Origin of the sequence: Mesorhizobium silamurunense, assembly GCF_014843825.1 — a bacterium.
Lineage (GTDB): Bacteria > Pseudomonadota > Alphaproteobacteria > Rhizobiales > Rhizobiaceae > Mesorhizobium > Mesorhizobium silamurunense.
The window spans coordinates 1-22,727 of record NZ_JHQR01000275.1 but is presented as its reverse complement, the minus strand read 5'-3'; the positions used below and the strand labels follow the sequence as shown (position 1 = coordinate 22,727).

The window sequence follows — 22,727 nt, the reverse complement described above, 5'->3', positions numbered from 1 at the left end:
CGCCCGGCAAGCGGGCGCCTGGCCCGCGCCGGTTGAGGGAGGTGACGATTGGCCCCAGAACGGTCCACCGGCAATCGGATCAGCGCCGAAGACATTCGCCGCTGGAAGGGTGGCGTGCCGATCGTCTGTCTCACCGCCTATACCTATCCGATAGCCCGCATGCTCGATCCGCATGTCGACCTGCTTTTGGTCGGCGACAGCGTCGCCATGGTGCTGCACGGCCACGCCACGACGCTCGGCGCCTCGCTGGAGATGATGATCGCGCATGGACAGGCGGTGATGCGCGGCGCGACGAAAGCCTGTGTCGTCGTCGACATGCCGGCGGGTAGCTACGAGGTCTCCCCGGCGGATGCCGTTGCCTCGGCAAGGCGCATCGTCGGCGAGACCGGGTGCCAGGCGGTCAAACTCGAGGGCGGCGTCGACATGGCCGCGCAGATCGCGGCGATCGTCGCCGAAGGCATACCGGTGATGGGCCATATCGGCCTGCAGCCGCAATCCGTGGAAAAGGACGGCGGCTACAAGATAAAGGGCCGGACCGAGGAAAACATTGCCGCGCTGTTTCGCGACGCCGAAGCGGTCGAGAAGGCTGGCGCCTTCTCGGTTGTCATCGAGGGCACGGTGGAAGCGGTGGCTTCGGATCTCACCCGCCATATCGCGATCCCGACCATCGGCATCGGCGCCAGCGGCGACTGCGATGGCCAGATCCTGGTCATCGACGACATGATCGGTATGACCGTCGACCGGGTGCCGAAATTCGTCAAGGAATATGCAAACCTGCGCGACACCATTGCGGATGCGGCGGCGCGTTACGCCGCCGAGGTGCGCAGCCGCGCATTTCCGGGGCAAGACCACGTCTTTTCGGCGGCATCGGGCAAGGACAAGACATGAGCGGGCCAATCGTCGTCGACAGCGTCGCGGCGCTGCGCGCGCAAATCCGGGACTGGCGCCGGGAAGGCTTCAAGGTCGCCATGGTGCCGACCATGGGCGCCCTGCATGACGGGCACATCTCGCTAGTGAGAATCGCGCTCGAGCGCGCAGAGCGCTGCGTCGTCTCGATCTTCGTCAATCCGACGCAGTTCGCGCCGACCGAGGACTTGGACAAATATCCGCGGCAGTTGGCTCGCGATCTCGACCGGTTGCGGGAGGCGGGCGCGCATCTCGCCTTCACGCCGGGTGTCGCGGAAATGTACCGGCCCGGCTTTGCCACCAGGATATCGGTCGGCGGCCCTTCCTCCGGCCTGGAAACGGATTTCCGGCCGACCTTCTTCGACGGCGTCGCCACGGTGGTGGCCAAGCTTTTCCTGCAGGCCGCGCCCGACTGCGCGGTGTTCGGCGAGAAGGATTATCAGCAGCTTTGCGTTGTCAGGCAGCTTTGCCGAGACCTCGACCTGCCCGTCGAGATCATCGGCGCGCCGACGGTGCGCGACTCGCATGGCCTCGCCATGTCCTCCCGCAACGCCTATCTCAGCGAGACTGAACTCGCCATCGCGCGCAAGCTCAACGTGGTTTTGCGTCAAACCGCGGCGGAACTGACCTCCGGCGCGGATGAGGCAAGCGCCGTGGGCGAGGCCGCGCAAGCGCTTGTCCGGGCGGGCTTTCGAAAGGTCGACTACGTCGCCGCTCGCGAGGCCGTGACGCTCGGGCCCTGGCGGCGGGATCGCGACGGACGCCTGCTCGCAGCGGCCTGGCTTGGCACCACTAGGCTGATCGACAATGTGGAAATTCTCTCCGCCTGACTGAAGGATACAATCAAATCCAGAGGCGCGACGCAGCAGGACGCTACCGCCGGGCGATCTACGCCAGCCGCTTCTCCATGATCAGCGCTGGTATTCCCGACCCGCCGCCACAATCCGCTGTCCTGCCTGCCGGCAGGAACCTGTTCGCTTCGTAGAAGGCGATTGCAAGAGTATTCGCCTCTTCCACCTCCAGACGCAGCGTCCGCGCTTCCGGGAAGCTGGCCTCGACCTCGTCGAGCAGCGATCGGCCGATCCCTTGCCGCTGACAATCCGGATGCACGTAGAGCTGATTCAAGAGGACGATCTTCGGGTCCGTGGTCGCGGAAGCGAAAGCCATGCCGCCGATGCGCTTGCCATCGTCGGCGACCAGGAATTCCGAATTGGGGCGCGTCAGCCGCGCCCTGAGCGAGGCGATCGAGTGCCAGTCGTCTGTGATTTCAGCGACCCGCTTGGCGCCATAGACGGCGTCATAAGTGGCATGCCAGGTGTCGACCAGCAACGCACGGATGGCGGCGAGATCGTGTTCGCTCGCCGTCCGCACGAACATCGCTAACCCTCGATGCCGAGCTTGGCCTTGACCAGCTCGTTGACCGCCTGCGGGTTCGCCTTGCCGCCGGTCGCCTTCATCACCTGGCCGACGAACCAGCCGGCCATGGTCGGCTTGGCGCGCGCCTGCTCGGCCTTGTCCGGATTGGCGGCGATGACCTCGTCGACCGCCTTCTCGATGGCGCCGGTGTCGGTTACCTGCTTCATGCCGCGGCTTTCGACAAGCTGGCGCGGATCGCCGCCCTCGTTCCAGACGATCTCGAACAGGTCCTTGCCGATCTTGCCGGAGATGGTGCCTTCCTTGATCAGGTCGATGACGGCGCCCAGCTGATCGGGCGACACCGTAGCATTTTCAATATCTTTTCCGGCTCTGTTGAGAGCACCCAACAGGTCGTTGATGACCCAGTTGGCGGCAAGCTTGCCGTCGCGCCCCGCTGCCACCTTCTCGAAATAGTCGGCGATCGGCTTTTCCGACACCAGCACCGAGGCGTCGTAGGTCGACAGCCCCAGCGAGCCGATCAGACGCGCCTTCTTGTCGTCGGGCAGTTCCGGCAGATGCTGCGCCAGATCATCGACATAGGCCTGGTCGAATTCCAGCGGCAGAAGGTCGGGATCCGGGAAGTAGCGGTAGTCATGCGCCTCTTCCTTGGAGCGCATCGAGCGCGTCTCGCCCTTGTTGGGATCGAACAGGCGGGTCTCCTGCTCGATCGCGCCGCCGTCTTCCAGGATGGCGATCTGCCGGCGCGCCTCGGATTCGATGGCCTGGCCGATGAAGCGGATCGAGTTCACATTCTTGATCTCGCAGCGCGTGCCGAAGGCCCCTCCGGGGCGGCGCACCGAGACGTTGACGTCGGCGCGCAGCGAGCCTTCGTCCATGTTGCCGTCGCAGGTGCCGAGATAGCGCATGATGGTGCGCAGCTTGCTGACATAGGCCTTGGCCTCGTCGGCCGAACGCATGTCGGGCTTGGAGACGATCTCCATCAGTGCCACGCCCGAGCGGTTGAGGTCGACATAGGACATGGTCGGATGCTGGTCGTGCATCGACTTGCCGGCATCCTGCTCAAGATGGAGTCGCTCGATGCCGACCTCGATATCCTCGAACTCGCCTTGCCGGTCCGGCCCGACGGAGACGATCACCTTGCCCTCGCCGACGATCGGCTGCTTGTACTGCGAGATCTGGTAGCCCTGCGGCAGGTCCGGATAGAAATAGTTCTTCCGGTCGAAGACCGATTTGTGGTTGATCTCGGCCTTCAAGCCCAGCCCGGTGCGGATCGCCTGCTTGACGCATTCCTCGTTGATCACCGGCAGCATGCCGGGCATCGCCGCGTCGACCAGGCTGACATTGGCGTTGGGCGCCGCGCCGAAGGACGTCGACGCACCGGAGAAGAGCTTTGCCTCGGACGTCACTTGCGCATGCACTTCGAGCCCGATGATGATTTCCCAGTCGCCGGTGGCGCCGGAAATCAGGCGTTTGGGATCGGGCGTGCGGGTATCGATGATGCTCATTGGGGCCTGCGGATGGCATTCGTGGAATGGTGCGATTTGCATATCATGATGCGAAAATCGCAACACTCGCTAGTGCAAACCGCCCGGCGAGACAAGCATAAAGCCCATGCGCTGGCCTTTTCCGCCGCCTTCGCCTATAGGACATCCATCCCCAATGGAGAGTGGATGTCCACTTACGCTCAGTCCCGGTAAGGCCCTGACCTCCTAGCAAGGCAGGGCGACAAAACCTGAAGCCCGTGCCGCGATTTCTCGCGGCGGCTTTTGTTGTTTTCCCGGGGAATTTCTCCAATGGACATTTCGCGCAGCGCATGACCCCGAAAATCGGAATCGATTTTCGGGTCATGCGCTAAACTGAAGTGCCACAGCGTCCTTTTGCGCGTCCAAGAGGACGCTCGGCGCTATGGGGAACAGCGCATCCTGCACCTGCTCGCACAAGGCGGGCGCATCGAAATCGAAAAGAGCGACGCCAGGAAGATTGCCTTGGTCCGGTGCCTGACACGGGACGGCTGGCATTATCCGGGCCTCGACCTGGACCTCTTTCGAAAGCTGAAACGCAAGAAAGCGGTTTCTTCGGCGAGTGGTGGCCCTTATCGCATCACGCGGCACGGGCTCGAGCTCGTCCGCGCCGAGCTCGATAACCGGTAGAATTCGTTGAGGCCCGCCGGCCGGCCAACGGCCGGCGGTTTTCTCTCGCCCTCAGGCGGTGGCGATGTAGGCCCGGATCTCCTCGGCCTCGCGCTCGACATCCTCGATGCGGCGCTTGACCACGTCGCCGATCGACACGATGCCGTCGAGCAGTCCATCCTTTTCCACCGGAAGATGGCGGAAGCGGCCTTTGGTCATGATCTCCATGACCTCGTTTACCGTATGGTTCTCGTTGCAGATTTTGACCTTGGGCGTCATGGCCGAACGCACCGGTATGTCGAGCGCGGCCGCGCCCTCCCGGGCCAGAACCCGCACGATGTCGCGCTCGGAAAGAATGCCCACGATCTTGTGGTCACCATTGGTGATGACCAGCGCGCCGATCCTGTGTTCAGTCAGGATGCGAATGGCCTCGCTCAGCTTTTCATTTGGCCCGAGCGTGAACACGTCATGGCCCTTGCTTTCAAGAATTGCCTTAACCGTCATGGCGTCCTCCTCAGCCTTGCTCGCCGGCTCCTGCCCTGACCGGCTTCCAGCCCCAGCGCCCTTGGGAAGACGCTGGGTGGCTTAAAGCGCGTCGCGGCGCACTTTAAGTTCTATGTTTGATGCATGTCGCCCAAAAACGCTACGCAAATTTGGGCGACATGCATGGCAACATCGTGCGCCGTGATTGGTTGCATTTCAAGTGCGCCGCAGCGCTACTCATGCGGCTGCGGGCGGTCGAAAAAACGCAGGCCGAAGAAGCCGGCGACAAAGCCGCCGATATGGGCTTCCCAGGCGATCTGTCCGTCGATACCTGGCGCAAAGCTGAGCAGGCCGGTGGCGAGGTTGATCACCATCCAAACACCGAGGAAGGTCATGACGCCGCGCGAACGCAGCACGACTGCGATCGGCAACGCCTCGCCGGCGAAGGCCGCCCTGCCGGACGCGCGGTCAATGCGGAAACCATAGCGCGCCGCCGCTCCCATCATGCCCGAGATCGCGCCCGAAGCGCCGACCAGCGGCATCTCGCCATAAGGGTGCATTGCCCAGAACAGCGCGACCGAAGCCAGCCCGGTCACGGCGTAGAACACCGCAAATCGGGTCGCGCCGAAACGATTGGCAAGCGGTGAGCCGAAAGCGGCAAGCCAGACCATGTTGATGGCAATATGGGCAAAACCCCCATGCATGAAAGCATAGGTGAAGGGGCGCGTGAACAGGAACCAGTCGAAGCCGTACTGCCCGGTGTAGAGCACCGGAATGAAGGCGCCGTCATAGAGCAGCGTCATTTGCTGGTCGTCGTTCAGCACATATTGCTGCAGCAGGAAGACGACCGCGCAAATCCCGATCACCGCCAGCACCACCGGCGGCAGGTTGAATACCGGCTCGTGGCGCGGCTCCGGCGCCTCTTCGTCCGGCTGCGGTTCGGGTTCAGTCGGGCTTACCGGTTCGCTCATGCGCCCCTTGCAATTGGCTGGAGACTCGATTTTCGGCCCGAGCATGTAGTTCACGCCCGATCGAATCACAAACCGCTAATCGCCCCAAGCTGAATCGGATGGGGCTCGAATCGGCAAGGCGCGAATCAAAAAGAAAGCCGTCCAAGGTTTCCCTTGAACGGCCGGTCGAGTCCCCTGCTCCCCGTAAACCCTTGACTGAAGTGCTGCCGATTGTCGCGAAACGACCGTTTTGGAGTGGTTTTCGATGTGCCACAGCCCCTGACGGCGCGCAATGTAAACCACTTGTTAACCTTAACGACCCCGACCCGTGCACAAACGTTAACGATACTGGCACGCATCCTGCTCCGCACCGCATGAAGGTCATCGGAGGGCGCCCTGTCTGTTCGCCGATGGGACATCAAGAAAGACAGATTGCCGGAGCGGAATGGACATGAATCAGAACGGATCAATCACGCTGTTCCAATATTGGAACCAGCTGCGTGATGGCCGACCTGCCCCGAAACGTTCGGAAGTCGAGCCGGCCGATATCAAGTCACTTTTGGCGGACACGTTCATCCTGGAGCGCGATACACGCGGCGAGGCCGTCTTTCGGCTGGCCGGCACCAGGCTCTGCGCCTATTACGGCCGAGAGCTCAAGGGGTTCTCCTTCCCCTCGCTCTGGCGCGAGAAGGACCAGCGGCTTATGTCGCGGCTCATCCACGGCGTCTTCGACCAGAAATCGGTGCTGCTTCTGACCTATGAAGGATTCAGTCGAAACGGCCGTTCCAACAAGTTCGAGCTGCTCGCGCTGCCGCTCGATGGCGGCGTCGAGAGCCCTCGCTGCCTCGGCATTGTCAGTGCCGCGGATAGACCGTTCTGGCTGGGTGCCGACCCGCTCGCCGATGCCCTGATTGACGCGATCCGGGTGATCGATCCCGAGAAGGAACCGATGTTCCTGAAAAACCGACCCGCGATCAATGTTCCGTCGCTCGTGCCGACGGAGCTCGACGCGCCTGAGACCATTTCGGCGCTCGGCCGTGCGCGCCGGATCCGGCATCTCGTCGTCTTCGACGGCGGGCGCAACGAGTAAGGCGTATCGCGAGGCCTATTTACCCCTAGTCAAACCTCGCTTTTTGCCCCGCGCGAGCGTCCGAGCCCCAGCCATTTAGGGTCGGCTTTTTCCCCTTTGTTAACCTGCTTTGCTGTAGCTTTTCGGGTGAAATTCCTCGCATCGTCGCGTGGAATGCCAACGGGGTGTAGGCAGTCATGAGGTCAGCGGCGGAATATGCGCCGTCCCGTGTGGAGCGGCGCAATTTTCAGCGTGTCCGGGTGAAAATCTACGGACGCTTCATGCTGGAGGACCGCACAGAGCATGCGTGCCAGGTGATCGACATGTCGCCCGGCAATGTCGCCTTGCGCACCGACCGCGTCGGCATGCCGGGCGAGAAGGTCATTGCCTATATCGACCATATCGGCCGCATCGAAGGCGTCGTGACGCGGACCTCGCAGGACGGTTTCGCCATGACCGTCATCGCTTCGGATCGCAAGAAGGACAAGCTCGCCGCGCAGCTCACCTGGCTTGCCAACAAGCATGAGTTGGACCTGCCGGAAGACCGACGCCACGAGCGCGTCGCGCCGCGCAATCCGATGAGCGTGCTGCAGCTCACCGACGGGCGCCAGTATCAGTGCCGCATCATCGATCTGTCGCTTTCGGGCGCGGCGATCGAGATCGACGTCAAGCCGGCGATCGGCGTGCAGGTCATGCTGGGGACGATGCGCGGCCAGGTGGTGCGTCACTTCGAGGACGGCGTCGCCATCGAATTCGCCGTCATCCAGCGGCCGGAAACCTTGGATTCGGAATTCAACGCGCCGCCATCCTGACCGCCGCCGAACTCAAACAAGCACCAAACCGGCCGCCAGCGGCCGGTTTTTTGTTGGCCGGATAGGCGCCTTTTCGTAGCCACACCGCATGTCGAGACCCCGAGAAGCGGGCAACGGCGCGCGGCGAATCTCAACAATTCGAAATCGAGATAGTTCAAATTTTATATTTATTCTACGGGCGTTTTACTTAATATCTACTTCGAGTTTTTGCGTCAAATAAATCCAAACGTGGCACAGTCTCTCTCAAACGGGGAGACTACCATAATGAAAATGACGAGGGGCAAGCTGTTGCTCTTGGCAATGGCGATGCAGCTTTCCGCGTGGGGCACGGCAAGCGCAGGACCGGTGTTCATGCATACGGGCGGCCGCACCACCCAGCCGGTTGGCCATTATGAATTCTGCCGTCGTATTGCGGTCGAATGCAACGAGAGGACGCCGAAAGGGCCTCCGGTCGATCTGACCCGCAAGCTGTGGGCGACCATCATCAACGTCAACAATTCGGTGAACACCCGCGTCAAGCCGCGCACCGATATGGAGATCTATGGGGTCGAGGAATACTGGGCCTATCCCGACAACGGCGTCGGCGACTGCGAGGACTATGCGCTGGAGAAGCGCCGCGAGCTCATGACCGCAGGTGTCCCCGCCGGCGACCTGTTGATGACGGTCGTGCGCCAGCCGAACGGCGACGGCCACGCAGTGCTGACGGTGCGCACCAGCCTCGGCGAGTTCATCCTCGACAACCTCGAGCCGAAAGTGCTCGCCTGGAACGACACGGTCTACACCTACCTCAAACGTCAATCGACCGAGAATTCGGGCGTTTGGGTTACGATCAACGACGGCCGCGAGGACGCGGTCGCCAGCGTCCGCTAGGACGCCAATGCATGTCGCCCAAAAGCGCGCAGCGATTTTGGGGCAACGACATGCACAAAGAGATTAGGCACGTCGCATTCATGCGGCGTGCTTAGGAAAAGCCCGGTCGAGTCCCCACCCTCCCCGTCCCCAACGACCGGGTTTTAGGAGCCGGCCCTGTCCCCGGGCCGGCTCCGCCATTTTTGCCTTCGCCCCGACAGGCCTTTCTGGTAGCCGCGGATAGGAGCAATATGGCCGTTCATTTCGGATGGAAGGCGATGCTGGAAATCCCTGACGACCGCTGTGAGCGCGCCAAGCTTTTCAAGGCCATCGACAACGCCTTCAAGGCGGGCGACTTCGAAGCCCTTTGCAAGGCGCTCGCCGGCTCGGAGCGCTGGTTCGACGAGAGTATGCCGTTCGAGCTCGGCCTCGGCCATCCGCTGGAATACGCAATCTACTGGAGCCCGGCCGCCTTCATCGCCACTCTGCTCGATGCCGGCTCGAACCCGAATTACGAGGATCATGCCGGCTTTCCTTCGATCATCGCCGCGCTGTCGACAGAGCGGCCGGACAGGCTGAAGATCATCGGGATCCTGCTTGAGCACGGCGCTGACCCGAACATGCGCGGCGTGAACGACTGGACGCCTCTGCATTATGCCGTGGCGCAGCGCGACACCGAGGCGATCCGCCTGCTGCTGGCATCGTGTGCGGATCCGACGCTCAGGACGCGCATCGATGATTTTGAAACGGCCTTGGAAGGCGCGGATCAGGCCAGTTTCGAAGCGGGGGCGTCGCTGCTGCGCGAGGCGATGTCCCGACGCGGCTAAGCCGGCGGCAATTGGTAGCGCGAAACGTCGCCCGCCTCGCTCTCAAGCCTCCTTCAATCCTGCCTTGAAGCGCTTACCGTTGTCAACATAGTGCGCGGCCGAGACGCGCAGCCTCTCGATCGCCGCATCGTCCAGCGCTCGGATCACCTTGGCAGGCGAGCCGACGATCAGGGAATTGTCCGGGAAGACCTTGTTTTCCGTCACCAGGGCGCCGGCGCCGACCAGGGAATTCTTGCCGATCTTGGCCCCGTTGAGCACGATGGCGCCCATGCCGATCAGGCTGTTGTCACCGACCGTGCAGCCGTGCAGCAACGCGCGGTGACCGATCGTGCAGCCTTCGCCGATCGTCAGCGGAAAGCCCGGATCGGTGTGCATGACCGTATGCTCCTGCACATTGGTGTCGGCACCGATCGTGATCGGCTCACCGTCGCCGCGGATGACGACGCCGAACCAGAAGCCGGCATTGCGGCCTATCCTGATATCACCGATCAGCGTGGCGTCGGGCGCCACCCAGTTGCTTTCGGCATCCTCGAACTGAGGCGCTTTCCCATCGATCGCATAGATCGGCATCCTTGTCTCCGATTCGTCTCAAGCCGAGAATTCGGCGGAGCCTAGGAGACCGGCCGCCCAGGAGGCAATGGTGATCAGCACGACGCCGAGCGCCAACGCCCAGGCCACGGCCGTGCAGCCACAGGAAAGCAGCGCCGGCGTGCTGATGCGCCCCTCGCGTCGGGCAGCCAGCGCATCATTGATGAGCATGAACGGGCCGGCGCAGGCGGTCGCCACAAGCGAGCGCACAATGTGGGCAGGCGACACATAGGGCTCGGCGAAGGCCAGCCGGCGGCCGGAGAGGATTTCCATGGCCGAACCAGCGAGGCCGCAAGCCGTCAGGCCGACCGCAAAAGCGTAGAGAGGGAGCAACATCGGATCCATCTTTACCAACCATTTACCATGAGACCCCACAGTCATGCCGACGCGTTGCAAGAGCCATGCCGCGCGCGCTGTGCCACCTGAGGACAGGTGAGCGGATCCGGAGATCGCAATGAGAGAGGCCGCCGCCGAGGAGTTCGAGGTCGTCGACTCGACCTTCATGAAGCGGGTGTTCTATGCCTTCGCGGCGCTCGCCCTGCTCTCGGTGGCCATCAGCGTCGGCGGCAAATGGCTTGGCCGGTCGATCGCCATGGCCGGCTACACCGACGCCACGGCGGTCCGGCAGGTCGTCATCGGCAACAACGTGATCGGCGTGCCGGCCAACTTCATCCGCTTCGACCAGGCCAGGCGCGACGGTATAGCCTCGCGCCTCGACCTCTACCTGCGCTATCCCGAGATGGATGGCTATAGCGCCGCCGCGCGCGACGACTTCAACCACGCCACGACCAGGAAGATCATCTTCCTGTCGTTCGAGCCGCGGATGATGTCGCGCGACATGAGCGGCCGCTTCGCGCCGATCTACAGCGCCCTGATCGTTAAGCCGGGCACGGCCGGCCCGGGCGGAACGACGCTCTACGGCTTCACCGAGAAGTCAGGCTATCTCAACGAGGTGCTGGCGGTTGTCGAGCGGCCGGGGAAAGACCCGTTCGTCGCCCGCTGCCTGAGCGGCCCGAGCGCCGAGGAATCGCTGGCGCCCTGCGAACGCGACATCCAGGTCGGCGACGATCTCAGCCTCACCTACCGTTTCCCGCGCGAGCTCCTCGGAAATTGGCAGGCGCTCGATGCCGCGATCGCCGCCAAGGTGGCCGGCATATTGAAGACGGGACATTAGAGCGCGGCGCTGAAGCCCTTGCACACCGCCCTTTGCCCCTGCCTGGCTCAACGCATCGGCTCGACGGGCGCCAAGATACGGTCTGGCATCGGGCTGACAAGGCGCGCTATTGGTCGAACATGATGCCAGACTATCTCGCCTTCGACCCCGCCAGCCGCCGCCTGCGGCTCGATCCGCACGAGCCCGCCTTCGTCCAGAACCCTTATGAGGCCTATGCCTTCCTGCACGGCGCATCGAATGCCTTCTTCTGGGAAGACTACGGCTTCTGGTGCTTTGGCGGCTTCGACGATGTCAACCGCCTGCTGCGCGACCGCCGCTTCGGCCGTCAGAACCCGGCCGGCATTCCCGACAGCCGCGGCGTCGGCGACGACCGCTCACACCTCACCGCCTTCGACGCGATCGAGGCGAATTCCATGCTGGAACTCGAGCCGCCGGTGCACACCAGGCTGCGGACGCTGGTCAATCGCGCCTTCGTCTCGCGCCAGGTCGAGCGGTTGAGACCGCGCATCGAGGCCCTGGCCAACGAGTTGATCGACCGTTTCGAGCCCGGTGGCGTAGACCTTCTGCCCGCCTACGCCTCGCCCTTGCCGATCACCATCATCACCGAGATGCTCGGCGTTCCGGTCGAGATGGGGCCGCAACTGCTCGACTGGTCTCATCAGATGGTCGCCATGTACATGCACGGCCGCACGCGCGAGACAGAGGAGACGGCCAACCGCGCCGCACGCGATTTTGCGGCTTTCCTGCGCGGCTATGTCGCCGAGCGGCGCAAGAAGCCGGGCGACGACCTGCTTTCGCTGCTGATCGAGGCCCAGGACAACGGCCAAAAGCTTTCCGAGGACGAGCTGGTTTCCTCGGCGATCCTTTTGCTCAACGCCGGCCACGAGGCAACCGTGCACCAGACCGGCAATGCGGTGCGTTCGATCCTGGCGCAAGGCGGTGATCCGCGCCGCTTCTTCGCCACGACGGAGGCAAACGCGGCAACGGTCGAAGAATGCCTGCGCTTCGACGCGCCGCTGCATATGTTCCTGCGCTATGCTTACGAAGAGATCGAAACAGCGCCGGGCATTTCGGTCAAACCCGGCGAGATGGTCGCGCTGCTGCTCGGCATGGCCAATCACGACCCGCTGGCGTTCGCCGGACCTGACGCTTTGAACCCGGCGCGCACGGACCAGAAGAACGTCTCCTTCGGCGCCGGCATCCATTTCTGCATCGGCGCGCCGCTGGCGCGTCTCGAACTACAGGTATCGTTGAAAACGCTGTTCGAACGGCGGCCAAAGTTGCGTTTGGCTGAGCAGCCGCGCTTTCGCGACAGCTATCATTTTCATGGGTTGGATAAGCTAACGGTCAGCTTCTGAAACGAGAGCCGGGCGCTGCCCGTCTAGAGCCGGATCACATATTCCTTGCGGGTGGTCTCCAGCACTTCCCAGGTGCCCTTGAAGCCCGGCCTCAGCACGAAGCTGTCGCCTGCCCTGACCGTACGCGCCTCGCCGCCGTCCTCGGCAATCACCGAGACACCCGCCAGGATGTGGCAGAATTCCCATTCGTCGTAGACGATGCGCCACTTGCCGGGCGTCGCTTCCCAGATGCCGGCATAGAGGCCGCCGTCGCGCTCCTCGACATTCCAGGTGCGGAATTTCGGCTCGCCTGAGATCACGCGATCCGGGGCCGGCGCGCCGGCCTCCGGCTCGACGGTTTCGGTACTGACCGCAAGGAAGGCCGACATCGCGCTCAGACCTTGCTGAGTGCCTGTTCGAGGTCGGCGACGATGTCGTTGACATCCTCGATGCCGATCGACAGCCGAACGGTGTCCGGCCCGGCGCCGGCCTTCACCTTCTGCTCGTCGGAAAGCTGGCGGTGCGTGGTCGAGGCCGGATGGATGACCAGCGACTTGGTGTCGCCGACATTGGCAAGATGCGAGAACAGTTCCAGCGCCTCGACGAATTTGACGCCGGCCTCGTAGCCGCCCTTGAGGCCGAAGGTGAAGACGGCGCCGGCGCCTTGCGGCGAATATTTCTTCTGCAGCGCATTGTTCTTGTCGCTGGGCAAGCCGGGATAGTTCACCCACGCGACTTTCGGATGGTTCGAAAGCCAGGCCGCGACGCTCACTGCGTTGTCGCAATGGCGCTGCATGCGGAGCGGCAGGGTTTCCAGGCCGGTCAGGATCAGGAAGGCGTTGAAGGGCGAGATCGCCGGGCCGATGTCGCGCAGGCCGAGCACGCGGGCGGCAATGGCGAAGGCGAAGTTGCCGAAGGTCTCGTGCAGCACGAGGCCGCCATATTCGGGACGCGGCTCGGACAGCATCGGGTACTTGCCCGACTTCGACCAGTCGAAGGTGCCGCCATCGACGATGGCGCCGCCGATCGAATTGCCGTGGCCGCCGATGAACTTGGTGAGCGAATGCACCACGATGTCGGCGCCATGCTCGATCGGCCGCACCAGATAGGGCGAGGCCAGCGTATTGTCGACGATCAGCGGCAAGCCATGCTTGCGGGCTATGTCGCCGATCTTCTCGATGTCGACGAAGATGCCGCCCGGATTGGCGAGGCTTTCGATGAAGATCGCCTTGGTTCTGTCGTCGATCTGACTTTCGAAGGTCGAGGGATCGTTGGTATCGGCCCAGCGCACCTCCCAACCAAAATTCTTGAAGGCATGGCCGAACTGATTGATCGAGCCGCCATAAAGCTTTGTGGCAGATACGAAATTGTCGCCCGGCTGCATCAGATTGTGGAAGACGAGCACCTGGGCGGCATGGCCTGACGCGACCGCTAGCGCCGCCGTGCCGCCTTCGAGCGCGGCAATGCGCTCCTCGAGCACCGCCTGCGTCGGGTTCATGATGCGGGTGTAGATGTTGCCGAAGGCCTTCAGCCCGAACAGCGAGGCGGCATGGTCAGCGTCATCGAAGACATAAGAGGTGGTCTGGTAGATCGGCGTGGCGCGCGCGCCGGTCGCCGGATCCGGCTTGGCGCCGGCATGGACGGCGAGCGTGTTGAAACCGGGCGTACGGGTCATCGAAACCTTCCTCTCCAGATCTTTCGAAATCGCCGGGCATTCTTGGCGAAGCGCGGTCGTGAATGCAAAGAAGAAAATACCTTTCGGCGTGCGATCTGCGGCGAACGCCCGGGAAAATCCATTTCTTCCCGGAATAATTTTGCGTGCTGGTTATCGGCCTATTTCTGCCGCACGCCAAAACTCTGGAAACCCTGCCGCATCAACGGCTTCTTCGAAGACAGCACGCCGGAATTGACGCCGGTCCAGCCGATCTCGCCCGACAGCTTGCCGTATTCGATCTTCGGGCAACGGTTCATCACCACCTTGATGCCGGCGGCCTCGGCGCGCGCAGCGGCCTCGTCATGGCGCACGCCGAGCTGCATCCAGACGACCTTCGGCAGCGGATCGAGCTTCAGCACCTGATCGACGATGCCCGGCACCGCCGCCGAACCGCGAAAAATGTCGACCATGTCGACCGGCTGCGGCAGGTCGGCCATGCTGGCATAGACGGTGCGGCCGAGGATTTCCTTGCCGGCATGACCCGGGTTGACCGGAAACACCGAAAAGCCCTTGGCGAGCAGATATTTCAGTACGAAGAAGCTCGGCCGCACGTCGTTGGGCGAGGCGCCGACCATCGCGACCGTCTTCACCGAGTTCAGGATACCGGCAATGTAGGTGTTGTCGTAGGCGTCGTGATTCATGGTTCGTCCTCATACAGCGCTTCGGCGAGAAAGGCAGCCGGATCGCTGCAGAAGTCGCGCATCATGCGAAAATGATCGGTGTCGTGAAAATCGGTCGGATCGAGGCCGAAGCGACTGATGCGGAAGAGCCGCGCATTCGGACAGGCCATCAGCAGCGGCGAATGCGTGGCCATGATCACCTGCGCGATGCCGGATCGCTCCATCCGCTGAAGCAGCTTCAACAGTTCGATCTGGCGGGTCGGTGAGAGCGCGCTTTCGGGCTCGTCGAGGATGTAGATGCCCTGCCTGCGGCAGCGTTCTTCGAAGAAGCGGATGAAGCCTTCGCCATGCGACCATGATAGGAAATCAGGCGGTGCCGCGCCAACTTCCAGCGCTGCGCGATCGAGGTAGCGTGCGACCGAATAAAAGGACTCGGCGCGAAAGAACCAGCCCGCGGTGACCTTCGGCAGCCAATGGCAGCGTAACGCGGCAGCAAGTGCCGTGCCGCTCTTGTCGATGGCGCCGGAGTGATCGACCGGCCGGTAGCCCTTGCCGCCGCCAGCCTCATCATAGCCGACCAGCGCGCCGATGGCTTCGAGCAGCGTCGATTTGCCGGTGCCGTTCTCGCCGACGATGATGGTGATGGCTGTCGTAAACTCGAACTCGAATTCGCGCTCGCGAAAGATCGGCAGGTTCCAGGGATATTGGTCCCAATCCGCGACCCGCGACGACTCAAGCAGGATGCGCTTGAGGTAGGGCGCCTTCAGCCGCGTCAGTTGCTTGCGGGCAGCCACGTCGGACCTTCAACGAAGGAAAAGCACGACTGCATCCCGCACCAGCTATTCGTCTGTCCATTCCGGCTTGCGCTTGCCGATGAAGGCGCCGATGCCTTCCTCCGCGTCGCGTGCCAGCATGTTTTCCACCATCACGCGACCGGTATAGGAATAGGCGTCGGCCAGCCCCATCTCGGCCTGGGCGGAGAAAGCTTCCTTGCCGGTCCTGACCACCAAAGACGATTTTGAAGCAATGGTTTGCGCGTATTTGTTGACAACCTGATTCAGATATTCACGCGGCACGATGCGGTTGATCAGGCCGAATTCCTTAGCGGTCGCCGCGTCGATCGTCTCGCCGGTGAGCAGCATTTCCATCGCCTGCTTGCGCGACACGTTGCGCAACAACGCCACCATCGGCGTCGAGCAGAACAGGCCTATGTTGACGCCCGGCGTGCAGAAGGTCGCCTCATGCGAGGCAATGGCAAGATCGCAGCTCGCGACCAATTGCAGGCCGGCGGCGGTCGCCAGGCCATCGACCTCGGCGATCACCGGCTTCGGATGGCGCACGATCGTCTGCATCAGGCTCGCACACGCAGCGAAGGTCCTTTCGAAGAAGGCCCTACCGCGATCGGCATCGGCGCGATGCGCGGTCATTTCCTTGAGGTCGTGACCGGCGCAGAACACTTTTCCGGACGCCGCCAGGATGATGACGCGAACGGATTTGTCTTCCTTCACACGGTCGAATTCGGCCTGGAGCGCCGCCATTGTCGCCAGCGAAAGCGCGTTGGCCGGCGGGCTGGCAAGTGTGAGGCGCAGAACGCCCTTGTCCTGGCTGGCGAGAACGGGGGCCTCCGTGACGGCGGGCTTGATGGCGACAACTTCAGCCACTTGTAAAACCTCTCGATCAGCGTCCGCGGCTCATGGAGCAACAGAACTAGCATGCTGCCGGTTGAAGAACAGCCGCGAGGCGTGTTTTCTCCGTCGCACCGTTTGGTCCAGGCATATCGCCCGGAGCTTGCCATCTCATATAGGACGCCGCTGATGCCCGCCCAAAGCAATCTGAAGCCGGTCTTGACTGCGGCCGAGGTCAACGCGCTGATGACGAGCGTATACCCGCAGCTCAACGACCGGTTCACATCTTATGAGGCGCTGGACGTGTTTCCAGGCGGCTGCACGGTGCGGCTCAATGCAGACCAGCGGCATCTGCGTCCGGGCGGCACGGTCTCGGGTCCATCGCTGTTCACGCTGGCCGACATTGGCGGCTATGTCTGCGTGCTCAGCCACGCCGGGCCGGACGCGCTGTCGGTGACCACCAATCTCAACATCAATTTTGTCCGCAAGGCCGAGGCTGGGCCAATCGACGGCCATTGCCGGATCCTGAAGCTCGGTAAAAGCCTGATGCTGTTCGACATCGACATCATCGCCGGTTCGGATGGACACACGGTGGCGCATGCCACCGGCACCTATTCGATACCGCCGAGGCGTTAGCCGAATTCCTGCCGTCGCCTACCTGTCCGCTGACGGCCCCAGGATTTGCAGGATCGTCTCACGGATGAGTTGGCGCAAGTTTGCGGGCTTGTCGAGGTGGCTGGCAATGAGCAGCCCGTCGCCGGCAACCGTCAGGATGTCGGCGGAGGTGTTGGGGTCTGGATTGCCGTCGGCAGCGAGCAGATCGCGCAGAAGGTCATGCTTCCAACGCCTGTGCTCGCCGATCGCCTGCCTCACCGGATGGTCGGGATCCGGATATTCGGCCGCTGCATTGAGAAACGGGCAGCCGCGATAGCCAGGTTGAGCGGCGGCATCCGCGACAAGGTCGAAGATAGCCAAGACCGTGTCCCGCGCCGGCCGCTTGCCGATCCTGTCGATCGCGGCTCTCCCCAGACGGCTTTGGTTCTGAATATAGGCGCGGACGAGCTCGTCCTTGGCCGGAAAGTATTTATAGAAAGTGGCCTTCGCCACGCCCGCCTCAGCTATGATCCGATCTATGCCGACCGCATGCACGCCCTCGGCATAGAAGAGCCTCGTCGCCGTATCCAGAACGCGATTGCGCGCGGAACTCTCCCGGCCGATGTCAGTGATGTCAGTAGTGTGGCCCGCCATCCGAATATCCTTTGACGCACTACGTTTTCCGGCCTACAGACAGATTTGTCTAGTAGACAGATTTGTCTACACCAAACAGGAGGTGCCCAAAAATGGGATCAGTTATCAGGGAAATGACCGTCGATGCATCGCCGGAGAAGGTCTGGCAGACCGTCGGCAACTTCGCCGAGGGACCCCGGCTGACAACGCCGGACATCTTCGTCGACTGCCGTCTGGTCGAGCCGGCAAATGACCTTCGCCGACGGCAAGGTCGTGCATGAGAGGCTGATTGCCCGCGACGAACAGGCGCGCCGTATCGTCTGGGCTTGGGAGGGTGAAGAGGTCAAGCACGACAATACCTCCATGCAGGTCTTTGCTGAAAACAATGGGCGCAGCCGGCTGGTGTGGATCCACGATACCGCGCCGGACGAGCTCTGCGGCTGGCTCGCAGCCGCAATGGACCAGCTTGCGCCCGAGATTCGCCGCTCACTCGAAGCAGCCAACTGACGGTCTATTCTATCGGAGGCGTTCCGGTCATCGGCCGGAGTGCCTTTCCTTTGCGGTAAAATAATACCGCATCCTCAAACCATTGTTTTTGCTTGACTTTGGGCGCCAACAGAGATTTCACTCGCCTTGACGCATGCAGCGCCCTCGCCTATAAGCCCACCCGAAGCAGCGGCCCGGAACGGCCGCCGTTTTGTTATTGGCGGATGGCTTTAGCCGCTCCGTCAATCCAAGCAACAAGAAACGCCCTCCCTATCGCTCGTTGATAAGGGAGGTCCAACCGAGAGCAAAACCATGGCTACCTTTTCGCAGAAGCCTGCGGATGTGGTGAAGAAGTGGGTGCTGATCGACGCCGAAGGTCTCGTCGTCGGCCGCCTTGCCACTGTCATCGCCAACCATCTGCGCGGCAAGCATAAGCCCACCTTCACCCCGCATGTCGACGACGGCGACAACGTCATCGTCATCAACGCCGACAAGGTGGTGTTCACCGGCAAGAAGTACACCGACAAGGTCTATTACTGGCACACCGGCCACCCCGGCGGCATCAAGGAGCGCACCGCGCGACAGCTGCTCGAGGGCCGCTTCCCCGAGCGCGTCGTCGAGAAGGCCGTCGAGCGCATGATCCCTCGCGGCCCGCTTGGCCGCCGCCAGATGAAGAATCTCCGCGTCTACGCAGGCGCCGAGCATCCGCACGCCGCCCAGCAGCCCGTCACGCTCGACGTGGCTAAGCTGAACTCCAAGAACAAGAGGGCCTCGTAATGGCTGAGCTTTCCTCGCTCGCAGAACTCGGGACTGTCACTGCCGCCGCGCAGCCGGCCGCGCCCGTCCACGTCCAGAAGCTCGACAAGTCGGGCCGCGCCTATGCCACCGGCAAGCGCAAGAACGCCATCGCGCGCGTCTGGGTGAAGCCGGGCTCCGGCAAGATCACCGTCAACGACAAGGAATTCGCGACCTATTTCGCGCGTCCGGTGCTGCAGATGATCCTCAACCAGCCGATCGTCGCCGCCAACCGCGCCGGCCAGTACGACATCGTCGCCACCGTCATCGGCGGCGGCCTTTCCGGCCAGGCGGGCGCCGTGCGTCACGGCATCTCCAAGGCGCTGACCTATTACGAGCCGGCGCTGCGCTCCGTGCTCAAGAAGGGTGGCTTCCTGACCCGCGACAGCCGCGTCGTCGAGCGCAAGAAGTACGGCAAGGCGAAGGCCCGCCGCAGCTTCCAGTTCTCCAAGCGCTAAGCGTTTTGGTTACAAGGCTTTCGAAAGGCCGCCTCCGGGCGGCCTTTTTTCTTTCGCGCGGCTATTGGCCACGACCGGCCGGTGTCTTGATATAATCGATGAAAGCGCGCAGCGGCGCGGGCACAAGGCGCCGTCCGGGATAGTAGAGAAACGGCCCGGAGAACTCTTGCCACCAGGGCTCCAGCACAGGTTCGAGCGCGCCGCTTTGGAAATGCGGGCGTACCCAGTCTTCAAAAAGCCATAGGATGCCGAGGCCGGCGATCGCTGCATCGACGGCGAGATCGACGCCTCCACCGATGCCAACGATCAGCGGCCCTGTGGGATCGACCCGCACCACCTCGCCCTCGCGCTCGAATTCCCAAGGCGTCATCGCCCCGCTGGGGAAGCGACCGCGAAGACATGCATGTCCAAGCAGTTCGCTGGGGTGTTGCGGCCGACCATGGCGGTCAAGGTAGGCCGGCGCGGCGGATGTCGTGAAGCGCTGGATGCGCGGCCCGATCGGCACGGCGATCATATCCTGCTCCAGCCGCTCGTCGTAGCGGATGCCGGCATCGCAGCCGGCCGCCAGCAGGTCGACAAAGCTCTCCTCGGCAATCACCTCCAGACGAATGGCAGGATAGGCAGCGAGAAATCCCGGAACGATCTTGGGCAGCACCAGGCGTGAGGCGCTGATTGGCACATTGAGGCGCAAGGTGCCGGCCGGCCTGTCGCGGAAGCCGTTGACCACGTCGAGCGCTGCCTCGACCTCACCCAGCGCCGGGCCAAGCCGCGCCAGCAAGCCAGCGCCTGCATCGGTCAGAGCGACGCTGCGCGTGGTGCGGTTGAACAGCCGGACGCCGAGCTGGGTTTCCAGACGACGGATCGCTTCGCTCAGCGCCGACGCACTGCTTGCCGTCGCGCGCGCTCCCTCGCGAAAGCCACCGGCACGCGCCACCGCCAGGAATGCTTGGAGATCGTTGAGGTCAGCCATTGTTCGTCATTCCGTCCAAGCTGTGCCGATTATAGGCAGTTATCGAAACAGCGAACATGACCTATTTCCTTCGTCGACAGACAAGGAGAAGCGACCATGTCAAGCAGTGACAAATCGGGCAGTGACAAATCGGGCAGTGACAAATCCGGCGCCTATAAGCTCGGCGACCGCTCGGTCCGGCGGCTTGGCTACGGCGCCATGCAGCTTGCGGGCAAGGGCGTGTTCGGTCCGCCGAAGGACCATGAGGGGGCGATCGCCGTGCTGCGCGAAGCGGTGGCGAACGGGGTCAACCACATCGACACCAGCGACTATTATGGGCCGCATGTCACCAACAAACTGATCCGCGAAGCGCTGGCGCCCTACCCTGACGATCTCGTCGTCGTCACCAAGATCGGCGCCCGCCGCAGCAGCGATGCCTCCTGGCTGCCGGCCTATTCGCCGGAGGAACTCACGCAAGCCGTGCACGACAATCTCAAGAATCTCGCGCTCGACATGATCGATGTCGTCAATCTGCGCATCATGTTCGACACCCATGGCCCGGCCGAAGGTTCGATCGAGGCACCGCTGACCGTGCTCGCCGAACTGCAGAGCAAGGGCCTGGTGCGCCATATCGGCTTGAGCAACGTCACCCGTGCGCAGATCGCGGAAGGTCGCCGCATCTGCGAGATCGTCTGCGTGCAGAACCAGTACAACCTGGCGCACAGGCAAGACGACGCGCTGATAGACGAGCTTGCCCGCGACGGCATCGCCTATGTGCCGTTCTTCCCGCTCGGCGGCTTCAGCCCGCTGCAATCCTCGACCTTGTCGGGCGTTGCTGAACGGCTGGGCGCCACGCCGATGCAGGCTGCGCTCGCCTGGCTCCTGCGACGCTCGCCCAACATCCTGCTGATCCCCGGAACCTCGTCGGTCGAGCATTTGCGGGAAAACCTCGCCGCGGCGGAACTGGAGCTGTCCGAAGATGTGCTGAGCGAGTTGGATGGAGTAGCCAAAGCGGCGTGAGGCGTCGCTTTAATCTCCCCCCCTCGAGGGGAGATGTCGCCGAGGCGACAGAGAGGGTCGGTTCGACTGGGCGCAGCGCGGCAGATGGAGGTTGGCGCTCTGTGCGAGGCGACCCCTTCTGGCCTGCCGGCCATCTCCCCCTCAAGGGGGAGATCGCAGTTCCGGCGGCCGCGTCTCAGTTTATGCTCGCCGTACGCGCAGGCTCAGCTGGCCTCGCCTCATCAGCGTAAGGTACCCGATACCCGTTCGCCGTCAGCCATTCGATCGCCGCCCTCGGCTCGTCGGTCTGGATGATGGTGGCGCCGCGGTCGACCCAGAAACCCCAGGCTTCGCGCGGCAGGCTGGCGACGACCGCCAGCTCGTCGCCGCGACCGCCGGCGAGGAAGCCGCCCGGCTTGTTGACGATGGCGTAAGTGTCGGCCCAGAGATGCCAGTCGCCTCGGATCGCCGTCGCCCGCATGTGGGTGCTGAACAGCGGCCCGCCGCTCGTCGTCAGCATCTCGGCGCCGTTGCGCCAATTGATCAGCTCGATGGCGCGCGGCGCGAACGCCTTGTCGACCTCGCCGGCAAAGGCGGCATCATGCACCGCATCGTCGGCGAGGATCGGCATGAACTGGAAGCCGGCGCCCGCCTGGGCAAGTGCGGCCTTGGCCGCATCGATGCGCTGGCGGTTCCAGAGGTTTTCCTTGACGATCACCTGGTCGGCCATGCCGAGGTCCCGAGCCACCGCGATCATTCCCGGCAGGTCGATCACCTGCAGCTTGTTGTCGAGGTTGATCAGGATCCTGTCCTTGGTCGCAAGCAGCATCTCGCGCAGCGTCGACACCGGCTCGTTGGTGACGACGCCGGTGCCCTCGATCACCAGCCGGCATTTTTTCAGCTCGGCCAGCGTAAAGGTATCCACCTCGCCCTTGCAGGTGGTGGTGCGATCGAGCCAGCTGTCATGCATGATGACGAACTCGCCCTCTTTCGAGCGCCTGACATCGACCTCGACGATCTCGGCGCCCATCGCGATCGAAGCCTCGACGGCGGCAAGCGAATTCTCGGCATAGAGCGTCTTGCCGGCCTGCATGCTGCCGGCGCGGTGGGCGGCGATCATCACGTGGTCGCGCCACTGGTTGGCGTGCTCGAAGCGATCAAGGATTTGGGCGGCGCGCGTCTCGCCGGCTAAGCTTTGGCCGGACAAGGCAGCAAGCGTGGCGGACAGAAGAAGGCTCAGCCAGAGTGTTCGCATCGGGGAATCGCTCCGTTCCGGGTCGGGACCCGGTTAGGCGATGCCCATGACAGGGCGGTGAACGAAGCCGGCTAGGGTCAGGACCCATTAATTTGTTG

29 protein-coding genes are annotated in these 22,727 nt (G+C 63.0%); 15 read left to right on the top strand and 14 right to left on the bottom strand.

Annotation, left to right across the window (positions count from 1 at the left end):
- Positions 1 to 48: 48 nt before the first annotated feature.
- Together panB and panC are read left to right on the top strand one after the other, a co-directional pair.
- Positions 49 to 888, top strand: a complete 840-nt coding sequence (panB, locus tag DH10_RS29010; RefSeq protein ID WP_192248239.1) for a 3-methyl-2-oxobutanoate hydroxymethyltransferase — start codon at positions 49 to 51, stop codon at positions 886 to 888.
- Positions 885 to 1,736, top strand: coding sequence for a pantoate--beta-alanine ligase (panC, locus tag DH10_RS29005; protein ID WP_192248242.1), 852 nt, complete (start codon positions 885 to 887; stop codon positions 1,734 to 1,736). The genes panB and panC overlap by 4 nt, the downstream gene beginning before the upstream one ends.
- 58 nt (positions 1,737 to 1,794) lie before the next feature.
- Here panC and DH10_RS29000 read toward each other — a convergent pair whose 3' ends face one another.
- A complete protein-coding gene (locus tag DH10_RS29000) occupies positions 1,795 to 2,283 on the bottom strand; it encodes a GNAT family N-acetyltransferase (protein ID WP_192248245.1) in 489 nt (162 codons plus the stop codon).
- 2 nt (positions 2,284 to 2,285) lie between these two features.
- Complete coding sequence (gene gatB, locus DH10_RS28995; protein WP_192248248.1) at positions 2,286 to 3,788, bottom strand: Asp-tRNA(Asn)/Glu-tRNA(Gln) amidotransferase subunit GatB; 1,503 nt, start codon at positions 3,786 to 3,788, stop codon at positions 2,286 to 2,288.
- Between the two features lie 372 nt (positions 3,789 to 4,160).
- On the opposite strand from gatB, the gene DH10_RS28990 reads away from it, so the two are divergent.
- Positions 4,161 to 4,433 (top strand): YjhX family toxin, encoded by a 273-nt coding sequence (locus DH10_RS28990; RefSeq protein WP_192248251.1) that lies wholly within the window; start codon positions 4,161 to 4,163, stop codon positions 4,431 to 4,433.
- A gap of 51 nt (positions 4,434 to 4,484) precedes the next feature.
- Here the strand turns inward: DH10_RS28990 and DH10_RS28985 are convergent, their stop codons facing one another.
- A complete protein-coding gene (locus tag DH10_RS28985) occupies positions 4,485 to 4,916 on the bottom strand; it encodes a CBS domain-containing protein (RefSeq protein ID WP_192248254.1) in 432 nt (143 codons plus the stop codon).
- Positions 4,917 to 5,128: 212 nt separating this feature from the next.
- A complete protein-coding gene (locus DH10_RS28980) occupies positions 5,129 to 5,866 on the bottom strand; it encodes a rhomboid family intramembrane serine protease (protein ID WP_192248257.1) in 738 nt (245 codons plus the stop codon).
- 430 nt (positions 5,867 to 6,296) lie between these two features.
- Between DH10_RS28980 and DH10_RS28975 the strand changes: the two genes are divergently transcribed.
- The 4 genes from DH10_RS28975 to DH10_RS28960 all read left to right on the top strand — a co-directional run bounded on the left by DH10_RS28975 (position 6,297) and on the right by DH10_RS28960 (position 9,402).
- The gene (locus tag DH10_RS28975; RefSeq protein WP_192248260.1) at positions 6,297 to 6,935 is read left to right on the top strand and encodes a PAS domain-containing protein; all 639 of its coding nucleotides are present in this window, start codon (positions 6,297 to 6,299) and stop codon (positions 6,933 to 6,935) included.
- Between the two features lie 176 nt (positions 6,936 to 7,111).
- Positions 7,112 to 7,726 carry a PilZ domain-containing protein gene (locus DH10_RS28970; protein WP_192248263.1) on the top strand — a complete coding sequence of 205 codons (615 nt, stop codon included), beginning with the start codon at positions 7,112 to 7,114 and terminating at the stop codon, positions 7,724 to 7,726.
- A gap of 264 nt (positions 7,727 to 7,990) precedes the next feature.
- Positions 7,991 to 8,596 carry a transglutaminase-like cysteine peptidase gene (locus DH10_RS28965; protein ID WP_192248266.1) on the top strand — a complete coding sequence of 202 codons (606 nt, stop codon included), beginning with the start codon at positions 7,991 to 7,993 and terminating at the stop codon, positions 8,594 to 8,596.
- A 230-nt stretch (positions 8,597 to 8,826) separates the two neighbouring features.
- Positions 8,827 to 9,402, top strand: a complete 576-nt coding sequence (locus DH10_RS28960; RefSeq protein ID WP_246506093.1) for an ankyrin repeat domain-containing protein — start codon at positions 8,827 to 8,829, stop codon at positions 9,400 to 9,402.
- Positions 9,403 to 9,444: 42 nt separating this feature from the next.
- Here DH10_RS28960 and DH10_RS28955 read toward each other — a convergent pair whose 3' ends face one another.
- Both DH10_RS28955 and DH10_RS28950 read right to left on the bottom strand, forming a co-directional pair.
- A complete protein-coding gene (locus tag DH10_RS28955; protein ID WP_192248269.1) occupies positions 9,445 to 9,972 on the bottom strand; it encodes a gamma carbonic anhydrase family protein in 528 nt (175 codons plus the stop codon).
- Positions 9,973 to 9,990: 18 nt separating this feature from the next.
- A complete protein-coding gene (locus tag DH10_RS28950) occupies positions 9,991 to 10,326 on the bottom strand; it encodes a DUF6949 family protein (protein WP_376774854.1) in 336 nt (111 codons plus the stop codon).
- Between the two features lie 118 nt (positions 10,327 to 10,444).
- Here DH10_RS28950 and DH10_RS28945 point away from each other — a divergent pair, with 118 nt between their 5' ends.
- Positions 10,445 to 11,164 carry a hypothetical protein gene (locus DH10_RS28945; RefSeq protein WP_192248276.1) on the top strand — a complete coding sequence of 240 codons (720 nt, stop codon included), beginning with the start codon at positions 10,445 to 10,447 and terminating at the stop codon, positions 11,162 to 11,164.
- Positions 11,165 to 11,283: 119 nt separating this feature from the next.
- The gene (locus DH10_RS28940) at positions 11,284 to 12,522 is read left to right on the top strand and encodes a cytochrome P450 (protein WP_192248279.1); all 1,239 of its coding nucleotides are present in this window, start codon (positions 11,284 to 11,286) and stop codon (positions 12,520 to 12,522) included.
- A gap of 23 nt (positions 12,523 to 12,545) precedes the next feature.
- Here DH10_RS28940 and DH10_RS28935 read toward each other — a convergent pair whose 3' ends face one another.
- The 5 genes from DH10_RS28935 to DH10_RS28915 all read right to left on the bottom strand — a co-directional run bounded on the left by DH10_RS28935 (position 12,546) and on the right by DH10_RS28915 (position 16,496).
- Complete coding sequence (locus tag DH10_RS28935) at positions 12,546 to 12,890, bottom strand: cupin domain-containing protein (protein ID WP_192248282.1); 345 nt, start codon at positions 12,888 to 12,890, stop codon at positions 12,546 to 12,548.
- 5 nt (positions 12,891 to 12,895) lie between these two features.
- Positions 12,896 to 14,176 (bottom strand): O-acetylhomoserine aminocarboxypropyltransferase, encoded by a 1,281-nt coding sequence (locus DH10_RS28930; RefSeq protein WP_192248285.1) that lies wholly within the window; start codon positions 14,174 to 14,176, stop codon positions 12,896 to 12,898.
- 158 nt (positions 14,177 to 14,334) lie between these two features.
- Complete coding sequence (locus DH10_RS28925) at positions 14,335 to 14,856, bottom strand: CoA-binding protein (protein ID WP_192248288.1); 522 nt, start codon at positions 14,854 to 14,856, stop codon at positions 14,335 to 14,337.
- Positions 14,853 to 15,629 carry an AAA family ATPase gene (locus DH10_RS28920; RefSeq protein WP_192248291.1) on the bottom strand — a complete coding sequence of 259 codons (777 nt, stop codon included), beginning with the start codon at positions 15,627 to 15,629 and terminating at the stop codon, positions 14,853 to 14,855. Before DH10_RS28920 ends, DH10_RS28925 begins: the two co-directional genes overlap by 4 nt.
- A gap of 45 nt (positions 15,630 to 15,674) precedes the next feature.
- Positions 15,675 to 16,496 carry an enoyl-CoA hydratase gene (locus DH10_RS28915; protein ID WP_192248294.1) on the bottom strand — a complete coding sequence of 274 codons (822 nt, stop codon included), beginning with the start codon at positions 16,494 to 16,496 and terminating at the stop codon, positions 15,675 to 15,677.
- A gap of 153 nt (positions 16,497 to 16,649) precedes the next feature.
- Between DH10_RS28915 and DH10_RS28910 the strand changes: the two genes are divergently transcribed.
- Positions 16,650 to 17,096 (top strand): PaaI family thioesterase, encoded by a 447-nt coding sequence (locus tag DH10_RS28910; protein WP_192248297.1) that lies wholly within the window; start codon positions 16,650 to 16,652, stop codon positions 17,094 to 17,096.
- A gap of 18 nt (positions 17,097 to 17,114) precedes the next feature.
- On the opposite strand, the gene DH10_RS28905 is transcribed toward DH10_RS28910, so the two are convergent.
- The gene (locus DH10_RS28905) at positions 17,115 to 17,708 is read right to left on the bottom strand and encodes a TetR/AcrR family transcriptional regulator (protein WP_192248300.1); all 594 of its coding nucleotides are present in this window, start codon (positions 17,706 to 17,708) and stop codon (positions 17,115 to 17,117) included.
- Positions 17,709 to 17,800: 92 nt separating this feature from the next.
- Between DH10_RS28905 and DH10_RS28900 the strand changes: the two genes are divergently transcribed.
- The 4 genes from DH10_RS28900 (at position 17,801) to rpsI (ending at position 19,426) form a co-directional block, all read left to right on the top strand.
- A complete protein-coding gene (locus DH10_RS28900; RefSeq protein WP_192385613.1) occupies positions 17,801 to 17,968 on the top strand; it encodes an SRPBCC family protein in 168 nt (55 codons plus the stop codon).
- Entirely contained in the window at positions 17,937 to 18,194 is a 258-nt protein-coding gene (locus tag DH10_RS28895; RefSeq protein ID WP_192385612.1) for an SRPBCC family protein, read from the top strand. Before DH10_RS28900 ends, DH10_RS28895 begins: the two co-directional genes overlap by 32 nt.
- Before the next feature lie 291 nt (positions 18,195 to 18,485).
- Positions 18,486 to 18,950, top strand: coding sequence for a 50S ribosomal protein L13 (rplM, locus tag DH10_RS28890; RefSeq protein WP_059184834.1), 465 nt, complete (start codon positions 18,486 to 18,488; stop codon positions 18,948 to 18,950).
- Complete coding sequence (gene rpsI / locus DH10_RS28885; RefSeq protein ID WP_040969232.1) at positions 18,950 to 19,426, top strand: 30S ribosomal protein S9; 477 nt, start codon at positions 18,950 to 18,952, stop codon at positions 19,424 to 19,426. The genes rplM and rpsI overlap by 1 nt, the downstream gene beginning before the upstream one ends.
- A 61-nt stretch (positions 19,427 to 19,487) precedes the next feature.
- Here the strand turns inward: rpsI and DH10_RS28880 are convergent, their stop codons facing one another.
- The gene (locus tag DH10_RS28880; RefSeq protein WP_192248339.1) at positions 19,488 to 20,396 is read right to left on the bottom strand and encodes a LysR family transcriptional regulator; all 909 of its coding nucleotides are present in this window, start codon (positions 20,394 to 20,396) and stop codon (positions 19,488 to 19,490) included.
- A 96-nt stretch (positions 20,397 to 20,492) separates the two neighbouring features.
- Here DH10_RS28880 and DH10_RS28875 point away from each other — a divergent pair, with 96 nt between their 5' ends.
- A complete protein-coding gene (locus DH10_RS28875; protein ID WP_192248342.1) occupies positions 20,493 to 21,395 on the top strand; it encodes an aldo/keto reductase family oxidoreductase in 903 nt (300 codons plus the stop codon).
- Between the two features lie 175 nt (positions 21,396 to 21,570).
- Here the strand turns inward: DH10_RS28875 and DH10_RS28870 are convergent, their stop codons facing one another.
- Complete coding sequence (locus DH10_RS28870) at positions 21,571 to 22,629, bottom strand: glycerophosphodiester phosphodiesterase family protein (protein WP_192248347.1); 1,059 nt, start codon at positions 22,627 to 22,629, stop codon at positions 21,571 to 21,573.
- Positions 22,630 to 22,727 lie beyond the last annotated feature (98 nt).